We start from the raw sequence: 17,559 nt of genomic DNA on the forward strand, positions 1-17,559 counted from the left end.
AAAAAGTCAGGACATGTGCCTGACTTTTTATGCTTTGCGAGAGAAAAAGTTTCTGTATAGGAACTTTTTCTCGTTTATGATCCGCGTAGTCCAAACATAGATTGTCGGAAAAACGAAGTTTTTCGACAGTCTCAGGCTGCCGAAAACGTAAGCGTTTCGGCAGCCTTTTTCCATTTGGTGCGGGTTATAATGACCTGCGGAAGCAGCTTCATTCCTCGGTGCGCAGGCGCTCCACCACGCTCTGCCGCGCGGTGCTGCGGTAAGCGGCCAGCGGAATCAGCAGCCCCAGCAGTAGGAAAACCGGCAGCAGCAGGGCAAGCGGCAGAATGGTGAACCGGTAAGTGAAAAACCAGAAGATGTTGGCGCAGCCTGCGCCGATCAGCGGCCCTGCCGTTACGCTGATGAGCAGGCTCAGTCCCAGCGCGAGCAGCGTGTAATACAGCCCTTCCAGCATCAGCATGCGCTTGAGCTGCCTGCCGGTCATGCCGATGGCCTGCAATACCGCAAATTCATGCCTGCGGGTGATGATGCCGGTCAGCACGGCGTTTAAGAAGTTGAGTACGCCCACCAGCCCGATGATCAGGCTGAGCGCGCCGCCCAGCGTGAGAAACATGGTGCGCATGCTGTCAAATTCAGCCTGATAGGTCTTTTTGCTCTCGTAGTCAAAAAGCGGCTGTACATTTTCGGTATAATCGGCAAGGAAGGCCTCCATCGTGTCGGCGGCATCATCCTCGGTGTCGAATACATAGGTCATCACCGAATTTGTTTGGGTATCCTGCATGAACTGCCCGGCGCCCATTACAAACTGGTCAGCGCCGTAATAACGGTAGTCGAGCGAGCCGGGGATGAGTACCGCAGCCACGACGGTGTATTCTGCATCCCGATAGACCTTGGCGCGCTCGCCGAAGCCGCGCTCACCGTTGTAAGCCGCATTCAACTGGTCGGGCGGGATGATCTCGCCGGTGTCGGTGTAGAAATACTCCACATCTTCCACATAGCGCAGATGCACCTTGTCGCCCACCTTGGCCCAGTGGGACTGCTCCCTTACATCGCCGTAGTCGTCATCCGTATAGACCGCCGCGACCGCGTTGGCGTTCGGGTCGGAGAGTGCGGACAGGTCGCCGTCCAGCACGGTCAGCTTGGAGAGGGGAAAGTCCTCCATGCCGTAAAGCTGGGCGCGGTCGGCCAGCCGTCCGTCCGGCCCCCGTTCGGCATCCGCTACCATTAGGTCGAGGGTTTCCGGTGAATTCCATTGCCCCCAATTCTTACGGTACCAGTCCTCGGTGATGAACTCCTGCACCTTCGATACCTGTCCGTAGATGCGGCCGGAGGCGGTGATGCCGTTCTGCGCGCTGATATCCGCAATGACGTTGTCGGGAACGGCTTCATCAGTAGTGCTGAAGCCCGAACCGGTTTGGAAATAGGCCGCGTCGCCCACGATGAAATCGACTGCCGACTTGCTTTCCAGATACTTATCCATATCAAAGCCGCTGGCAAAGGTATAGGTGAGCTGGGTCAGCACCACGGCCAGCGCAAGCGAGATGACCGTGACAAGGGTCTTGCTGCGGCTGCGGCCCAGATTCATCCACGCCATGCGGGGCAGACGGGCGCCGTAGGCGGCCTGTTTGGACGCTGTGTGCTTCCCCTTGGCGCGGCGGGGCTTTGCCGGGGCGGCATCGGTATAGCGCACCGCCTCAACCGGCGACACCCGCGCTGCCATTTTGCCGGGACGGCGGCAGGAAATGCGCACGGTAACAAGCGAAAACAGAATGGAAAACACAAAAATCAGCGGGCTGAGGGAAACGGTTTCATGCATGCCGTCCAGCCGTGAAATGATGACCGGCACCAGCCCCGCGCCGACAAAATAGCCGCCCGTCAGCCCGATCGGGATGCCGATGAGCGAAAGCACATAGGCCTGCCGACGGATCATGCGGCGGATCTGCCTGCCGGTCGTGCCGATGGTTTTCAGCAGGCCGTAAAAACGGATATCGTTCGTCACCGAAATCTGGAACACGTTGTAAATGATGAGATAGCCGGTGAAAATGATGAGCAGCAGCATGGCGGCAACGGCAATCACGGTCATGGGGTCAAGCTTTTCCGAAAACTGTGCGCCCGAGTAGCCCCAGTTGACGCCGATGTTGATATAGTTGTCCTCGCCCGCGTTGGCGCACTGGTAGCCGTGGTTTGCCAGTATCTGCTCCAGATCGTCCCGAATGTGGAACGCGCTGCCGAGCATGACGTCCAGCGACCAAAGGCCGGTCGAACTGCCGGTGGCGCCGCTGGAAAGGGCGCACAGCTCTTCTGCTGCCGAACGCGGCAGCGCAACGTGCGAGGCGACAACCGCGCTGTCGTACTCCCACCAGCCGGACAGGGTGAAGGTGCGCTCGACCACCTGACTGGACGAGGTGTTCCCGTCAATCTCGATGGGAAGGGTAAACTGTGCGCCGATTTTCGGCTCCACGCCGAGCAGGGAAAGCACACGGGTATCGGTTGCGGCCTGATCGGTGCCCTCGGCGGGCAGAGAGCCTTCTGTCGGTTCGATGAAGTAGTGCCGTGCCTGATTTTCGTCTATATAGCTGATCTCGATATGGCTTTTGTTGAACGGCGGGTCGTCGCTCGTCATGCCGACCAGCAGGCGTGTGCCGTATTCCTTGATGAGCGGGTCGTCTTTCAGCTCGTTTACCTGCGCTTCGGTCAGCTCCTTAAACGTGCCGTGGTTGTCGCCGCCCGCCTGCCGGAAGTTGCCCTGCTGAAAGGATTCATTCATCGAAAGGGCGATGGTGAACAGCGAGGTAAACAGCAGCGTGGTCAGGGCAATGGCAATCACCGCAATGATGTTGCGGGTTTTGGCGGCTTTTAGGCTGCGGTCGGACAGACGGCGGATGCATTTTTTGTTTGCTACCTTGAGCATGATGCGCGCCCCCCTTACGAATGGACGATCCGGCCGTCCTCAATGCGGATGATCCGGTGCGCAAGCTGGGCGATCTCCTCGTTGTGGGTGATCATCACAATGGTCTGGCCGAATTTCTCGCTCGTCACCTTGAGCAGGGCAAGCACGTCCTGACTGGTGCGGCTGTCCAGATTGCCGGTCGGCTCATCCGCCAGAATGATGGCGGGCTTGGTGGCAAGTGCGCGGGCAATGGCAACACGCTGCTGCTGTCCGCCCGAAAGCTGGCTCGGCAGATTCACAAGCTTGCTTTCCAGACCGAGCGTGCGGATGATCTCATCCACATAGGGGCGGTCGATCTCGCCGCCGTCCAGCTCAATGGGCAGCACGATGTTTTCGTACACGCTGAGTACCGGCACCAGATTATAGGCTTGGAACACAAAACCGATGCGCCGGCGGCGGAATATGGTCAGCTCGTCATCCCCCAACGCAAAAATATCGTTGCCATCGACCAGCACCTTGCCGTCTGTTGGGCGGTCAAGCCCGCCGAGCATGTGCAGCAGCGTGGACTTACCCGAACCGGAGGTGCCGACTACCGCGACAAATTCGCCGCTTTCCACCGAAAGATCGACGCCGGCCAGCGCGTGTACGGCGGTATCGCCCGCGCCGTATACCTTGCGCAGCGCCTGTGTCTGTAAAACTGTCATAAGAGAAAAACCTCCCCGAAAAAAAGTCTGTATCGCACCCTTGGGTACAATACAGACAATAACATAACAATCTGTCGAGAGCCTGTCGGAAATCTAACAGTTTTGTCAGGATTGGGACGGCTCTTGCGTTTTTTCGTATGCCATGGGCAGAAACAGCGAAAAGGTGCTGCCTCCGCCGGGACGGGACGCCGCCTTGCAGTAGCCGCCGTTTGCCGCGGCGATCTCGCGCACCAGATACAGGCCAAGGCCCACTCCCGGCGCGTGCCGCACGGCAGGCGAGCGGTAAAACCGCTGAAACACCCGGCTGTATTCCGCTTCGGTCAGGCCGATGCCGGTGTCGCTCACATCAATGCGGCAGAACAGCTCGTAGGGCGTGACCGAAACCGTGATGCTGCCGCCGGAGGGGGTGTATTTTATCGCGTTGTCGAGCAGGTTGTCCAGCGCTTCGCGCGTCCATTTGCGGTCGAAGCAGGCGTGCGCCGTTGTGGGCAGGGCGGTCAGCGCCAGCCCCTTGGCCTCTGCCGCCGCCGCAGCGGCGGAGACCGCCTCCCCGATCAGCTCCTGCAGGCTGTCCGGCTGAGGATGGACGGCGATCACGCCGGTTTCCAGCCGTCCGGTCTTGACGAGCGAAGCGATGAGGAACTGCAGCTTTTCCGCCTGACCGGTGAGCTGTTCGACGCAGTCGCGGCAGTCGGGCGGCAGGTCTTTGCTGTCCAGCAGCTCGGCATACAGCAGGATGGAAGCGAGCGGCGTTTTGGTCTGGTGCGAAATATCGGCGATCAGCCCCTGTACCCGTGCTTTTTCCTCGGCCAGATGCGCGGCGGAGGTGCCGCTGGCCTGCAAAAAACGCGCCATTTTGTCCTCCACGGCAGAAAGGCGGCTTTCATCAAAGTGCGAAGCGCAAAAGCTGCCGCGGATCGCATCGTCCAGCATGCGATCCAGCGTGCGCAGGGTGCGGCGCAGGTACAGGCGGTCGAGCAGAAGAACGGCAGCGGCAAGCACAATAGCCGCAGCGGCAGCATACATCATGGCTGCACCGCCCAGCTGTAACCCACGCCGTACACGGTTTTGATGGGCGCATGTTTGCCGAGCTTGCGCCGCAGCCGTCCGACCGTGACCGACAGCGCGTTTTCATCCACATAGTCGGCGCCGTCCGTCCAGATACGGTCGATCAGCGTTTCGCGCGGCAGGGTATGCCCGCGGTTTTCGATGAGCAGGCGCAGCAGCCGCTGTTCGGTCTGCGAAAGCTGAAGCGGTCTGCCCGCCGCGGTAAAGTCCATGCGGTCAAAATCAAAGCGGAAGCCGTCCTGCTCGAACACAGCGGGTGCAGCGGCGGGGGCGTTTCGGCGCAGCGCGGCCTCCACCCGGGCGCGCAGCACCGCCAGCGAGAACGGCTTGGTTACATAGTCATCCGCGCCGCGCCCCAGTCCGACGACGATATCGGTCTCCATATCGTTGGCAGTGAGCAGGATGACCGGCGGGCCGCCGTCTGCACGGATTTCGTCAAGCAGCGAAAGGCCGGAGCCGTCCGGCAGGTTGACGTCGAACAGGGCAAGGTCGAAGGCGGTTTCGCGCAGCGCCTGCCGTGCCGCGGCGCAGTCGGGGGCAAGGGTGCAGCGGTAGCGGTCGCCCAGCGCAAGCGTCAGCCCGCGGCCGAGCGCGTCGTCATCTTCCACGATGAGAATCTGGTTCATAGGGGTCACCTCACGCCTTATTGTAGCAGAAACGGGGTGTGTTTTCCATAGGGAAAACACACCCCAGAGACTGTCGAAAAACTTCGTTTTTCCGACAATCTATGTTTGGACTGCGCCAAACATGGACGAGAAAAAGTTCCTATGCAGAAACTTTTTCTCTCTCAAAGTATAAAAGCTGAGGTACACGCCCCCAGCTTTTATGCATTTGCACTGCAAATGCTGTTTGATGCGCGCTGCCGCGCGTATTGGTAAAACGCATCAACAAAATACTTCTTCGACAGACTGCGGGGTGTGTTTTCCATAGGGAAAACACACCCCAAGATTGCGAATTGCGTCCCACGGCGTAAAGACTTTTCCGGCAGTCTCAGCGGTGGATCTGCAAGGCACGACAGACCTTGTTCCGCGTGATGCGGTATACCACATACAGCAGGACGGAAACCGCTGCGATCACAGCAAGGCACGCGCCCATGCCTGCCAGCTCGCCGCGGGTAAAGCCGATGGGTTCGCCGTTGAAATACATGATCATCATGTAAAAAATCCAGATCAGTCCGGTGCCGACGAGCGCGGGCACAAGGAACACCCGGCTGACCTGTCCGCGCACCGAGCGGAAGAGGTAGGCGTTGGACGCGCCCAGATGCCGCAGGTCGTCATACACGCGGGCGTTGACGAGCGCAATGGTCATGCAGCGGGTAAAGGCGATGACGATGACCGCCGCAAAGCACACCACGGCAATGAAGATGAACAGCATGAGGAATACCGCCATAGTGGTGGTAAAGTCGTTTTGGTCAAGGATGCGGAACTGCGGCATGTATTTCCAGTAGGAGCGGAAGCCGGAAGAGTCGCGGTCGTCATAATCCGGTGCGAACAGACCGCGGGAAGCGGCTTCCTCGGGAGAATAGCGATAGGGCTCGCCCGCCTGTGCGGCCAGCGACGCTTCGACCTCGTCATAATAGTCCCCGACCTCAACCTCGGGGCCGGAACGGTCCACGATCTGGTCAAACAGCGCCTTGGCAAAGGGGTAGCTGCTGCCCACATCCGCAACGTTAAAGAACACATATTCCTCGCGCCATAGATCGGTAAGTCCCTCGGTCAGCACGGCGTAGTCCGCGTCATCCAGCACATAGCAGCCGAGCAGCATGGTGTAGCACAGCGGTTCAAGCGGGGTCACATCCATTTCCGCGCCGGTCACCATATTGGTCAGGTGGGTCGCGTCGCCGCCGGACAGATAGCGGGTGCCGCCCTCGTCATCCACGATGTTGGCGCACGCGCCCGAAGGAATATCCACGTCCTGTCCGGTCAGGGCGTTGTACGCGCTTTCCGAAAAGAAGGTCGAGCCGCTCAAAAGCTTTGCGTATTCGGTTGTGTAGGTGGTGCCGAAGCTGGTTTCGTTTTCGATGGAGTAGGTGCCGTCCCGTCCCAGCACGGCGGCGCTCTGCTGCGCCCACGAGGTGATTTTGACCGCCGCTTCATCGGCCAGCGTCTGCACCTCGTCCCGCTGGGGCAGGGACTGATCTGCACGCCAGTGATATTCAAAATCGATCGGGCGCGAGGCGTAGGTGTTTTCCGAGCTGGTGGACAGCATGGGCGAGTAGAACGAAGCAAAGTAGGCGCCTGCAATCAGCAGGGTCATCACCAGCATGTTGCGCACGGTTTGGCGGCCCTGAAATTTCATCATGGAGTTGGAGATGATGTGCTTATAGCGGTTTGCGCCGCGCCGCCAGCCGTTGACTACGGTGTGCAGCAAAACCATGTACAGGCCGGCGAGGGCGGGCAGGTAGAAGAGTGCATCCACCGCGCCGGGGGCATACCAGTGCAGCACCCTGACGAAAAAGACCGGCATCATATAGCCCAGCGCCGCGCCGAGCAGCATCAGCAGGATGCCGACCGGCCCATACCAGCGCGCCACCGCGCGGATGGGTTCGGATTTGTGGGATTCCTGCACAATGTCGATGATGTTGGTGCGGCGAATGAAGCGCGCGGCGAGGAAAAACAGCATGACGATCACATAGGCAGAGAACAGCAGGGCAAGCAGATACGCCTGCGGATCAAAGCGAAGCGGCATTTCCTGCGAATCCACAAGGAACAGGCGGAAGCCGCGCCAGATGAGCCACGCAAGCGGTGCGCCCAGCACCGCGCCCGCAGCGCACGAGCCGAACGAGATCAGCGCAAGTTCGCGGCCCAACTCGTGCCGGAGCTGCCGGCGCGATGCGCCCAGCGCAAGGAAAATACCGGTTTCGCGTGATTTCTGGCGGAAAAACAGCCCTGCGGCATAGGTGGTAAATACCGCGCAGCCCAGCACCGCCAGTACAAATACCATCACAACCTGCTTGCGGCTGTCGCCGCCCTCGGGCAGGATGGTGAGAATGGTGGGCGAGCGCATCATGCAGGCGTAGGCGGTGATGAGCAGCACCGAGAAAAAGCAGCAGCCCGCAAGCAGTCCGTACTGTCCGCGGTTTTTGCGGCGCAGCGCTGCGTAGACTTCGGAAAAGGTTTTCATAGGTGAGTCACTTCCTGTCAAGGTAAAGTTATTTGCGCGAAGCGCATATCAAATCGGAAATTGCGGCGCACCGCAATTTCCATCAGCTTGTTGTAAAAGTTTTCGCGCCGCAGCGCGCATTTAATAGAAAATTGTATCAAGTTGTAATTTTCATAAAAACCCGCGACCGGCGCGTGGGTTTTTATACAAGACGACGGAGAATTGTGCCCGAAGGGCGCGATTCGCAGTCGCAAATTCGCTCGAAAGCGTGGTTTCGAGCGAGAGACTGTTCGGAAAACGAAGTTTTTCGACAGTCTCACAGAGGGTATGGATACCCCCTATATTAGTATTATTCGTTTGACATTTCGCGGATGGCGTCGAGCAGTTCATCCTGAAAAGCGCCGCGCGCCTGTCCGCCCTTTTCCAGCACATGCCATACCACACCGTCCCGCAGGATGACCACGCGGTCGCAGAAGGAGGCGGCGAAGGAATCGTGCGTGACCATAAAAATGGTCGCGCCAAGCGCCTGCCGCGCCTGTGTAAAGCTGTCGATCACGGCGCGGGAGGATTTGGAATCCAGATTGCCGGTCGGCTCGTCGGCCAGAATGAGCAGCGGGTGGTTGATCAGTGCGCGGGCGACTGCCGTGCGCTGTTTTTCGCCGCCGGAAATTTCGGCGGGATATTTGTTCTTGATGGCGGAAATGCCAAATACATCGCACAGGCTGTCAGCGTCGTGCTCCATGCCGCTGTCGACCTGACCGGCGATGATGCGCGGCAGCAGGATGTTTTCGTGCACGGTCAGCCCGTCGAGCAGCAGGAAATCCTGAAACACAAAGCCGAGCTTGCGGTTGCGCACCTCGGCCAGCGCGTCCTCATCCAGACGGGCGATCTCCTCCCCGCGCAGGGTGATGCTGCCGCTGTCCGCAGGGATATAGCAGGAGATGCAGTTGAGGAGCGTGGTCTTGCCCGAGCCGGAAGGCCCCATCACGGCAACGAATTCGCCCTCCTGCACGGAGAGGGAGACGCCTTTGAGCACCTCGTAAGTGGTTTTGCCTACTTGATAGGATTTGTGCAGATTTTGTACGTTTAACATGGAAAAATCCCCTTTCAGAACAGAATGAATTGCAAAACCGCGATCACCGCAAGGTGCGCGGGATAAAACGCATAAAACACCCATTTGGGAACGTGCAGGTCAAAGTGGGTGGGACGGAAGAGAAACGGCGCGGCGAACACGGCGAAGAACGACCAGTCGATGCACAAGCCGCCAAGCGTGAAATTCAGCGGGTCGCCCGGCTGCCCCATCAAAAGGCCCGGCAGGAACTGGGCGCAGTACAGCGCCGCGCCGATGCCCGGGCGGCTGCGGCACAGGTAGAAGATGAGCATATAGAGGATGCCGTTGCCCGAATAATCGAAATTCCACCACGAAACCACGAAAAGCGCTGCAAGGAACAGCCACCATTTGCGCTCCATGAAGCCGTACATGGCAAGCAGTGAGAGGAACAGCGTGAAAAAGATGTTCCAGTTGGTCAGCTCTGCCCAGAAGTGGTGCGGATGGAAGGCCAGCACATAAAACGGCTGGGAGAGCACCGCGAACAGCCCAAGCCGGAACAGGTATTTTTTGATATCCCGCGTATACAGCAGGCCGACCGTCATGCAGTAGCAGAAGATGGGGAAGGCGAGCCGTCCCACCCAGCGGAACCAGCCCACCTCGGGGAAGAACGCGCCGCCGATGTGGTCGATCAGCATGGCGAGGATGGCAATGAGCTTGAGAAAATTGGTATCCAGATTGGTCCGGAGCCGCGGCACGCCGTCCGGAAAGACGGGCGGTGTGCGCAGGACCGTGCGGATACGGGAAAGTGTGTGGTTTGCAGTCAAATGGATCGCCCCTTTTCTGGTTTCAGCATACCGCGGAAAACAGGCGAAAACAAACCGCCCTGCCAAGTTTGGCAGGACGGCTGTAAAGTTTGGCACGGCGGCGGGCGGCAATGTCAAGAATGGCGCAGATGCTGTAAAGTTTGGTTTGGAGAACAGGAGGGCTTGTGATATAATTTACTGCGGTAAATAAAGGGGGGATACCCCATGCTTCGCATCGGCATTTGCGATGATTCAGCGGAAGCGCGGCTCGGTTTGCGCGCGGTGCTGCAGCGTCTGCTGGAAAAACGCGGCACGGAATATACGACCTACGAATTTTCCTCGGGCGAGGGGCTGCTCGGCTGGCTGGAAAAGCACGAGGGCGAGCTGGAGCTGGTTTTTCTGGATATTGAAATGGCCGGTCTCAACGGAATGCAAACGGCGCGGGCGCTGCGCGCGCAGAGCGACAGTGTGCAGATCGTTTTTGTCACCGGCTACGCGGATTATGTGTTCGATGGGTACACAGTCGGTGCGCTGGGCTATGTGATGAAGCCGCCGCAGCCGGAGCAGTTGGATGCGGTGCTCACCCGTGCGCTTGCCGCGCTGTTTCGGGAGGCGGATACGGTGTTTCTGTGCCGCAACAACGAGGGGCTGTTCCGTATCCCCAAAAAGTCCATCCGGTATTTTGCGTCCGACCGGCGCAAGGTCACCTGTGTGACCCAAACGCGCACGATCCCGTTTTATGCCCGTCTGGATGATGTGGCGCAGACGGCGGGCGCATCCTTTGTGCGCATCCACCAGCGCTATCTGGTGCGCGCGGCCGCAGTAGACCGGGTTGAGGGCGGCACGGTGTACATCGGCGGGGAGGCGCTGCCGGTCAGCCGGTCGTACCAGTCCGCCGCGCTGGCCGCGCTGACACGCGCGGTGCTGGAATAGGGGGCGCGGTATGACGGCTGGGGATCTGATCGTCTGGGCGCTGCTCTGCATATTCGGCGGCATCCTGCCGGCGCGCACGGCGCAGTATTTTTTGACACCGTCGAAGGGGCGGGTGCTGCGCGCCGTGCCCTGTCTGGTATTCGGCGCGGCGCTCAGCATGCCAACGTGGATGGGGGACGGAAATCCGCTGTATTATTTTCCGTTTCTGATCGCCGCCTTTGTGGTGGGATACGGCGGCAGGCTGGCCGCGCGGCTGGTTGTGGGCGTCATCTTTTTTGAGTGGGTCATCGCATGGGGGATGATCGTGGATACGCGCGCGGTGCTGCCTGCCTCCGCAGATTACTGGGGCGCGATCCTGTGGAAACTTGCCATGTGGGCGGCGGTGTATGCGCTGGCGCGGCGGCTGTTTCGGGACGGCAAGACGATTACGCTGTCCGGACGGCTGTGGGGGCTGTTGGGATTGCTGGCGCTGTCGCCGCTTTTGAGTGAATTGGCGTTTTCCCTGTGGAATATCCGCGCGTATACACCGGAGGGTGCGGATGTTGTGCTGGATGCGGCGTTTTACACGCTGCTGCCGTTTGTTTTTGTCTCTTCGCTTGCGCTGCTGTTGGCGGTCGTGCTGCTGTCGCGCCATCAGGCACTTGAACAGGAGCATCAGCTTGCCGATCTGCGTGAGGTATATTATCAGGGCATCCGCCGGGAGCAGGAGCAGGTGCGCCGCCTGCGGCATGATATGCGCAACCACCTGACCGCGCTGTCCGGTCTGTTGGAGCAGGGCGAAACCGGACGTGCGGCTGATTATGTGCGCAGCCTGCAGGCTGCGTCCGGCACCTCCGGTGCCGGACGCTGGTGTGAAAACGATACAGTCAACATCGTGCTTTGCGCCAAAGCGTATGAGCTGGGACAGGCGGGACTGGAGGCGGATTTTCAGGTATCGCTGCCATCTGCGCTGCCCGTGCGGGATGTGGATCTGTGCGCCCTGTTCGGCAATGCGCTGGATAATGCGCTGGAGGCGGCGCGGCGGGCAGCGGAAAAGTGCGTTGCCGTGCGCGCCCGTGCGGATAAGGGTCTGCTGATGCTGCGGGTGTCCAATGCCTATACGGGCGTGCGAACCGCCCGAGACGGTATTTTCGGCACCACAAAGGCGGATCGGCAGGCGCACGGCTTCGGCCTGCGCGGCATGCGGGAGATCGCGGCGCGTTACGGCGGTACACTGGAAGCCAGTGCGGAAAACGGACGGTTTGAGCTGATCGTGTGTATTCCGCTGGCATAACACGCACAGGGCAAGCGGGGCGCTTCATGGATGCCGCCTGAGCATACCGTATCCATGGTTTGAGGTTGACAGCCGCTCCCATTCCCCTTATAATGAGGGAAACTATCGAATGGGAGGTTTCCTCTATGAAACGGTTGTCCGTTATGGCGCTGGGTGCGGCGCTGTCCTGCACACTGGCGCTGACTGCCTGCTCTGCCGCGTCCCCCGATACGGTGCCGCAGGATATGCAGCAAACCCCTGCGGCACCGTCCGAACAATCCTCTGCCGGGGTGCTGAGTGCGTTTTCCGCGACCGATCTGAACGGCAATGCCGTCGATCAATCGGTTCTGGAGGAGTATGACCTGACTATGGTCAATGTATGGGCTACTTTTTGCGACCCTTGTATCCATGAGATGCCTGCGCTGGGTGAGCTGGCGGAGGAATATGCCGGTCAGGGCGTGCAGATCATCGGCCTGTTGTCCGATGTAATGGATTCGGAAGGCAATATTGATGATGGACAGGTAAAGACTGCACAGGATATTGTGCAGGAAACCGGAGCAAACTACCTGCATCTGCTGCCTTCGTCCGATCTGTATGGTATCCTCTCGCAGATCTATGCCGTGCCCACCACATTTTTTGTAGATGCGCAGGGGAATCAGGTAGGGGATGCGATCGTGCAGGCGCAAAGCAAGGAGCAATGGGCGGAAACGATCGACCGGATGCTGGCGGAGGTGACGGGGTGAGCTTTCTTCGCCGCAACCGCACGGCAATGGTGCTGCTGGCAGCGGCTGCTCTCTTCCTTGTGCTGGGCGTAATGCGCGGGGAGCAGGAGATCGTGTTCCGCAAGGCGGTCAATATCTGTATGGAGTGTATCGGCCTTGGGTAAGTGGAAGGATAAGGCGCGCACGCTGGTGCAGCTTGCGTTTACCGCCCTGACAAACGGTTACGCCGCCGGTTTTGCGCAGGGAAGGATCTTCCGTGGCAGCAGCAAATTTGTATGCGTGCCGGGACTGAGCTGCTATTCGTGCCCGGGGGCGCTGGGGGCGTGTCCGATCGGCTCGCTGCAGGCAGTCATCACCAGTCGGGAGCATAAATTTACTTTTTATATCGTCGGCTTTTTGCTATTGTTCGGGGCGCTGTTCGGCCGCCTGATCTGCGGCTGGCTGTGTCCGTTTGGGCTGGTGCAGGATCTGTTGGATAAGATCCCGTTTCGCAAAAAGCTGCGCGCGCTGCCGGGCGACCGTTGGCTGCGGTATCTCAAATATGTAATTCTGGCCGGATTTGTGCTTGTGCTGCCGCTGACCGTGCTGGATATTGTAGGGCAGGGGCAGCCGTGGTTTTGCAAATACATTTGTCCGTCGGGTACGCTGTTTGCCGGCATCCCGCTGATCGCCTCCAATCCGCCGCTGCGCGCAGCGCTTGGCTGGCTGTTTACTTGGAAAACCGCGATCCTGATCGTCCTGATCGTACTTTCTGTTATCGTATACCGTCCGTTCTGCCGGTATCTGTGTCCGCTCGGCGCGATTTACGGCTTATTCAATCCGGCTGCGCTGTACCGGTTTCGCATCGATGCGGATCGCTGTACCCAGTGCGGTGCCTGTCAAAAGGCCTGCAAGCTGGATATTGCGGTTTACCGCACGCCGAACAGCCCGGAGTGTATCCGTTGCGGGGATTGCAAGCGGGTGTGCCCGCATGACGCGATCGGCAATGTTAATTTGCTGCGCAGCATCCCGCGCAAACGCACCCGGGGCGACCGGATGGGATGAGCGTTGGCAGACTATGAAAAATATGCTATAATAAAACCGTACCACTGCTGTGGACGGACCGTTGGTCACTTCGCAAACCATGAGGGGGAATTCTACTTGACTGCCATCTATGCCATACCGGTGTCCGCCGTCGATCCGGATGACAGCGCCGCGCGTGCGCGCCTGTCCCGCGAGCGGCTGGAGCAGATCGACCGCCGTCGGGATACAGCGCGCCGGCAGGGATTTGCGGCATCCTTGCTGCTGGAGTATGCGGTTGCCCAGCATTTTCCGTGGGTCGTGCATCCGCTTGCCCTTTCGATTGCGGACGGCGGCAAGCCGTATCTGGTCAGCGAGCCGGGCGTACACTTCAGCCTGTCCCACTCCGGCGATTGGGCGGTGTGCGCGGTCAGCGATCATCCGGTTGGAGTGGATATTGAAAAATGTGAGCAGGGCAGACGGGATATCGCGTCCCGCTTTTTCCACCGGGAGGAAGTGCGCTATCTGAACACGCTGCTGCCCTCCATGCGGGATAAAGCGTTTTATCAGCTTTGGACGCTGAAAGAGAGCTTTGTCAAATCCACCGGGCATGGGCTGGATCTGCCGCTGCGCAGCTTTTGGATCGATATTCGCCGTATGCCGCCAAAGCTGGACTGTGATGAGTTTCGCGGCGGCTACTCGCTGTTCCTGCCGGATTTTTCGGCTGCCGATTCGGATTACTGCCTTGCGGTATGTGTAGAACAGGCGGGTGCAGAAGCTCCTGCGGTGCATATTATGAAGTAATGAAAAAGGGACTGTTTGAGAACGAAGTGTTCTCAAACAGTCCCTTTTGATTATGCCTTTTGGTTTTCACAGGCGGCGCGAACGGCGGCTGCAAGCTGGTCTGAACAGCTTGTGCCCTTTCCGCCGCAGGAGATGCCTTTGAAATAACCTTCGATTTGGGAGACGCTCATCCCTTCGACCACGCGGCTGATCGCCTGCAGGTTGCCATCACACCCGCCAAGGAAGGAAACGTTATGTACGATTTCCCCCTCCATATCAAAGGAGATCCGCGCCGGGCATACGCCGCGCGGCTTATACTCAAAATGCTGCATGGGAATCGATCCTTTCTGTTTTTATTATAGCAGGCTGCGGATGTGTGCCGCCGCCTGTTCAAAGCTGTGGGCTTCAAAGTAGTCCCGTTCGTCTTCGGGCCGCGGCAGATGGGTCCAGTTGAGCCAGATGCCGCCGATCCCCAGATCGGTTGCACCTTGGATATCGTGCCGGAAATTATCGCCGACCATGACAGCTTCGTGCGGCAGGCAGCCGCATTTGTGCATGGCCAGCCAGAAGATCGGTGCACCGGGCTTGTCCATACCGGCTTCCTCACTGGTGACCAGATAGCTGATCTGGTCGGCCAGACCGAGCCGCTCGAGCTTTTCCATTTGAATATCTGCCAGCATATCCGTGCATACCGCCGTTTGGATGCCTGCCGCCCGCAGATCGTCCAGCAGTTCGGTCACGCCCGGGCGCAGCTCCATTTTGGAAAATACCGCCTCCCAGTAAACGCGGTGTGCCGCACGTGCATAGCGCACTGCGTTCAGTCCCAGCCGCTCGAGTGCGCCCTGTGCAAACAGCACGCGGTCGTGCACGGGAGGCATGCCGGGCTGCTGCCGGGCAAACCGGAGCCGGTTGGTGCGGAAGGCATCGGCAAAAGTTGTGCCGGCTACGCCAAGCGTTTGCTCCGCCCACGCGGCAAGCTGCTCCAGCGCATAGGCATCGCATGTTTTGAAGCTGCTGTATAAGGTGTCGTCCAGATCAAAAAATACCGCTTTCAGTCCCATAAATCCCTCACAAAAGTTTTTCATTATAAACGGCACGGCTGCCGCCCACAAATTTGGGCCGGCGGCGTGCGCAAAGCAGGATCGCGCTGCCGATCTGCTTAGTTTCGATACGCAGCGGCACCACGACCGGTTTGATGTGCATACCAATCAGCGTACCGCCGATATCCATGCCAGCCGATGCGGATTGCTTCAGGCTGTCCACCGCGACCGGGTCGGCAAACCGCTTATAGGCGGTTGTAGCAAAGGAACCGCCTGCCTTGGGCTGCGGCACAACATTGACCTCATCCAGCATAAAACGGCTGCATACTGTCCGTTCGACGATGAGCGCACGGTTGAGATGTTCGCAGCACTGGGCGGCGAGATCGATCTTCCGTTCACACAGCACGGAATAGATGCCGTCAAACACGGCCTCCGCGACCTCTACACTGGAGTGGGTGCCGATTTTTTCGCCTGAGATCTCGCTGGAAGAGCAGCCGACCACAAACAGGTCGCCTGCGTGCAGCTTAGCTGCGTCACATACCTGCTGCGCTGCCTGTGCAGCCTGTTCCCGAATATGAGAAAGCTCCATGATTTTACACCTCCGTTGGAATCGCGCCTGCAGCCGAAGCCGCAGGCCGTTTGGGTTGTTGCCTGTCTGCTTCCGGTGTGATGGCGGAAACCGGAAGGTGGTTTATCTTTAGTATAGCACAAAAGACTGTGCTTGTTAAGCCGCCGGCGTTGTTTTTCAGGCAGTGCGGTGGAGAGGCACCCGGCCGGTGCCGCAGGCATATGTTGAGGATGAGGCACAGCCTCAAACCGTTTTTGCAGTAAGGAGCGACCGCAATGAACATGATGAACCCTCAGGCGGAACAGACGCTGCCCGCGGACAGCATCGATCCCCGCCTGTTGTCTTTGGCCATGGCGTTCGTACCGGCGCAGAGCTTTGACACGCCGTATGAGCCTGCGCTGGCACTGAGCCGCGGCACGATTTTCCCCGCCCTTGATAAGCCCTTCCTTGGAGAGGAGGCGGTGCCGAGATGACCGAACGGGAAAAGCTGCTCGGCCGGGTGCGGATGTATGATTTTGCACTGGTAGAAGCCATTGAGTATCTGGACGGACATCCGGATAATAAAGCGGCGCTGGCATATTACAGTGATATGCGCACCGCGTTTGATAAAGCCGCCGCAGAATATGAGGACGCATTCGGCCCGTTGACCGCCCGTGAGGTGGACACCCGCAGCGGACATTGGCGCTGGATCGATGATCCGTGGCCGTGGGAAGGAGAGGATAACTGATGTGGTCATATGATAAACGCCTGCAATTCCCGGTCAAAATCAAAAATCCCGATCCGCAGACAGCCAAAATCGTGATGACACAGCTCGGTGGGCCGGATGGCGAGTTGGGTGCCTCCATGCGTTACCTGAACCAACGGTATGCCATGCCCTACAAAGAATGTAAGGCAATTTTGACTGATATCGGCACGGAAGAACTGGCGCACATGGAGATGATCTCGGCCATTGTTTATCAGCTTACCCGTAACCTGACGCCTGAGCAGATAAAAGAAGGCGGATTCGATGCTTATTTCGTCGATCATGCTACCGGCATCTATCCGCAGTTTGCTTCCGGTACGCCATGGAGCGCAATGACGTTTCAGTCCAAGGGTGATCCTATTACCGACCTGTTTGAAGATATGGCGGCAGAACAGAAAGCCCGCAGCACGTATGACAATCTGCTGCGCCTGATCGATAATCCGGATGTGCGCGAGCCGCTCAAGTTCCTGCGGGAGCGTGAGATCGTGCACTTCCAGCGCTTCGGCGACGCTTTGCGTGTGGTACAGGATCATCTGGATGCAAAAAATTATTATGCCTTTAATCCGGCGCTGGATATCCGCCCACCGGATACTTGGCGCAGACCGACACTGTCCACAGCGGATTTGTGTCGAGCTGCTACTCCGCAGCTTTCTGAACAAGACAGTGACTGATCGGATGCCTCCCCCTTGCCGGGGGAGGTGTTCTTTTGCTTTGTTACAGTGTGCAACGAGCTATAATGCCGGGGTCTGTGAGTAAAAGCATAAAAATAGCCGCCGTAAACCAGCAAAAAACGGCTTACAGCGGTTGTTTTGGCACCCCCGGCGAGACTCGAACTCACTACATTCCGCTTAGGAGGCGGACCCTCTATCCCGGTGAGGTACGGGGGCAGATAGAACCGATCG

The 17,559-nt window shown here is 58.8% G+C and carries 19 protein-coding genes and 1 tRNA gene; 9 read left to right on the top strand and 11 right to left on the bottom strand.

Annotated elements, in window-relative coordinates; all coding sequences use genetic code 11:
* Positions 1–208: 208 nt before the first annotated feature.
* From T363_RS0103605 to T363_RS0103635, 7 genes are all read right to left on the bottom strand, one after another.
* The gene (locus T363_RS0103605; protein WP_031473328.1) at positions 209–2,911 is read right to left on the bottom strand and encodes an ABC transporter permease; all 2,703 of its coding nucleotides are present in this window, start codon (positions 2,909–2,911) and stop codon (positions 209–211) included.
* Positions 2,912–2,925: 14 nt separating this feature from the next.
* A complete protein-coding gene (locus T363_RS0103610; RefSeq protein WP_031473329.1) occupies positions 2,926–3,594 on the bottom strand; it encodes an ABC transporter ATP-binding protein in 669 nt (222 codons plus the stop codon).
* A gap of 105 nt (positions 3,595–3,699) precedes the next feature.
* Entirely contained in the window at positions 3,700–4,623 is a 924-nt protein-coding gene (locus T363_RS0103615; protein WP_031473330.1) for a sensor histidine kinase, read from the bottom strand.
* Positions 4,620–5,288 (bottom strand): response regulator transcription factor, encoded by a 669-nt coding sequence (locus T363_RS0103620; RefSeq protein WP_031473331.1) that lies wholly within the window; start codon positions 5,286–5,288, stop codon positions 4,620–4,622. Before T363_RS0103620 ends, T363_RS0103615 begins: the two co-directional genes overlap by 4 nt.
* Positions 5,289–5,652: 364 nt before the next feature.
* A complete protein-coding gene (locus T363_RS0103625; RefSeq protein WP_031473333.1) occupies positions 5,653–7,785 on the bottom strand; it encodes an ABC transporter permease in 2,133 nt (710 codons plus the stop codon).
* A gap of 328 nt (positions 7,786–8,113) precedes the next feature.
* On the bottom strand, positions 8,114–8,857 hold the full coding sequence (locus T363_RS0103630; protein WP_031473335.1) for an ABC transporter ATP-binding protein: 744 nt from the start codon (positions 8,855–8,857) through the stop codon (positions 8,114–8,116).
* 14 nt (positions 8,858–8,871) lie between these two features.
* Positions 8,872–9,639, bottom strand: coding sequence for a TraX family protein (locus T363_RS0103635; RefSeq protein WP_031473337.1), 768 nt, complete (start codon positions 9,637–9,639; stop codon positions 8,872–8,874).
* Between the two features lie 204 nt (positions 9,640–9,843).
* Here T363_RS0103635 and T363_RS0103640 point away from each other — a divergent pair, with 204 nt between their 5' ends.
* The 6 genes from T363_RS0103640 to T363_RS14990 all read left to right on the top strand — a co-directional run bounded on the left by T363_RS0103640 (position 9,844) and on the right by T363_RS14990 (position 14,328).
* Positions 9,844–10,551 carry a LytR/AlgR family response regulator transcription factor gene (locus tag T363_RS0103640; RefSeq protein WP_031473339.1) on the top strand — a complete coding sequence of 236 codons (708 nt, stop codon included), beginning with the start codon at positions 9,844–9,846 and terminating at the stop codon, positions 10,549–10,551.
* Between the two features lie 10 nt (positions 10,552–10,561).
* Positions 10,562–11,824, top strand: a complete 1,263-nt coding sequence (locus T363_RS14400) for a sensor histidine kinase (protein ID WP_031473341.1) — start codon at positions 10,562–10,564, stop codon at positions 11,822–11,824.
* A gap of 125 nt (positions 11,825–11,949) precedes the next feature.
* A complete protein-coding gene (locus T363_RS0103650; RefSeq protein ID WP_242840222.1) occupies positions 11,950–12,546 on the top strand; it encodes a TlpA family protein disulfide reductase in 597 nt (198 codons plus the stop codon).
* Positions 12,543–12,689, top strand: coding sequence for a CD1871A family CXXC motif-containing protein (locus T363_RS14405; RefSeq protein ID WP_034971551.1), 147 nt, complete (start codon positions 12,543–12,545; stop codon positions 12,687–12,689). Before T363_RS0103650 ends, T363_RS14405 begins: the two co-directional genes overlap by 4 nt.
* Positions 12,682–13,569, top strand: a complete 888-nt coding sequence (locus T363_RS0103660) for a 4Fe-4S binding protein (protein ID WP_031473345.1) — start codon at positions 12,682–12,684, stop codon at positions 13,567–13,569. The genes T363_RS14405 and T363_RS0103660 overlap by 8 nt, the downstream gene beginning before the upstream one ends.
* Positions 13,570–13,665: 96 nt before the next feature.
* Positions 13,666–14,328, top strand: a complete 663-nt coding sequence (locus T363_RS14990) for a 4'-phosphopantetheinyl transferase family protein (protein ID WP_051643067.1) — start codon at positions 13,666–13,668, stop codon at positions 14,326–14,328.
* Positions 14,329–14,378: 50 nt separating this feature from the next.
* On the opposite strand, the gene T363_RS0103670 is transcribed toward T363_RS14990, so the two are convergent.
* From T363_RS0103670 to T363_RS0103680, 3 genes are read right to left on the bottom strand one after another with little or no spacing between them, the layout of a single operon-like run.
* Complete coding sequence (locus tag T363_RS0103670) at positions 14,379–14,639, bottom strand: TIGR03905 family TSCPD domain-containing protein (protein WP_031473349.1); 261 nt, start codon at positions 14,637–14,639, stop codon at positions 14,379–14,381.
* A gap of 24 nt (positions 14,640–14,663) precedes the next feature.
* Positions 14,664–15,368 carry an HAD family hydrolase gene (locus T363_RS14995; RefSeq protein WP_051643068.1) on the bottom strand — a complete coding sequence of 235 codons (705 nt, stop codon included), beginning with the start codon at positions 15,366–15,368 and terminating at the stop codon, positions 14,664–14,666.
* A 7-nt stretch (positions 15,369–15,375) separates the two neighbouring features.
* Positions 15,376–15,936, bottom strand: coding sequence for a TIGR01440 family protein (locus T363_RS0103680; protein ID WP_031473353.1), 561 nt, complete (start codon positions 15,934–15,936; stop codon positions 15,376–15,378).
* 254 nt (positions 15,937–16,190) lie between these two features.
* Here T363_RS0103680 and T363_RS14415 point away from each other — a divergent pair, with 254 nt between their 5' ends.
* From T363_RS14415 to T363_RS0103695, 3 genes are read left to right on the top strand one after another with little or no spacing between them, the layout of a single operon-like run.
* A complete protein-coding gene (locus T363_RS14415) occupies positions 16,191–16,388 on the top strand; it encodes a spore coat associated protein CotJA (protein WP_034971552.1) in 198 nt (65 codons plus the stop codon).
* The gene (locus T363_RS0103690; RefSeq protein ID WP_031473355.1) at positions 16,385–16,642 is read left to right on the top strand and encodes a spore coat protein CotJB; all 258 of its coding nucleotides are present in this window, start codon (positions 16,385–16,387) and stop codon (positions 16,640–16,642) included. Before T363_RS14415 ends, T363_RS0103690 begins: the two co-directional genes overlap by 4 nt.
* The gene (locus tag T363_RS0103695; protein WP_078096898.1) at positions 16,642–17,328 is read left to right on the top strand and encodes a manganese catalase family protein; all 687 of its coding nucleotides are present in this window, start codon (positions 16,642–16,644) and stop codon (positions 17,326–17,328) included. Before T363_RS0103690 ends, T363_RS0103695 begins: the two co-directional genes overlap by 1 nt.
* A gap of 139 nt (positions 17,329–17,467) precedes the next feature.
* On the opposite strand, the gene T363_RS0103700 is transcribed toward T363_RS0103695, so the two are convergent.
* Positions 17,468–17,544 (bottom strand) — tRNA-Arg (locus T363_RS0103700).
* Between the last annotated feature and the right edge of the window lie 15 nt (positions 17,545–17,559).

The organism is Agathobaculum desmolans ATCC 43058 (assembly GCF_000701665.1).
Lineage (GTDB): Bacteria > Bacillota > Clostridia > Oscillospirales > Butyricicoccaceae > Agathobaculum > Agathobaculum desmolans.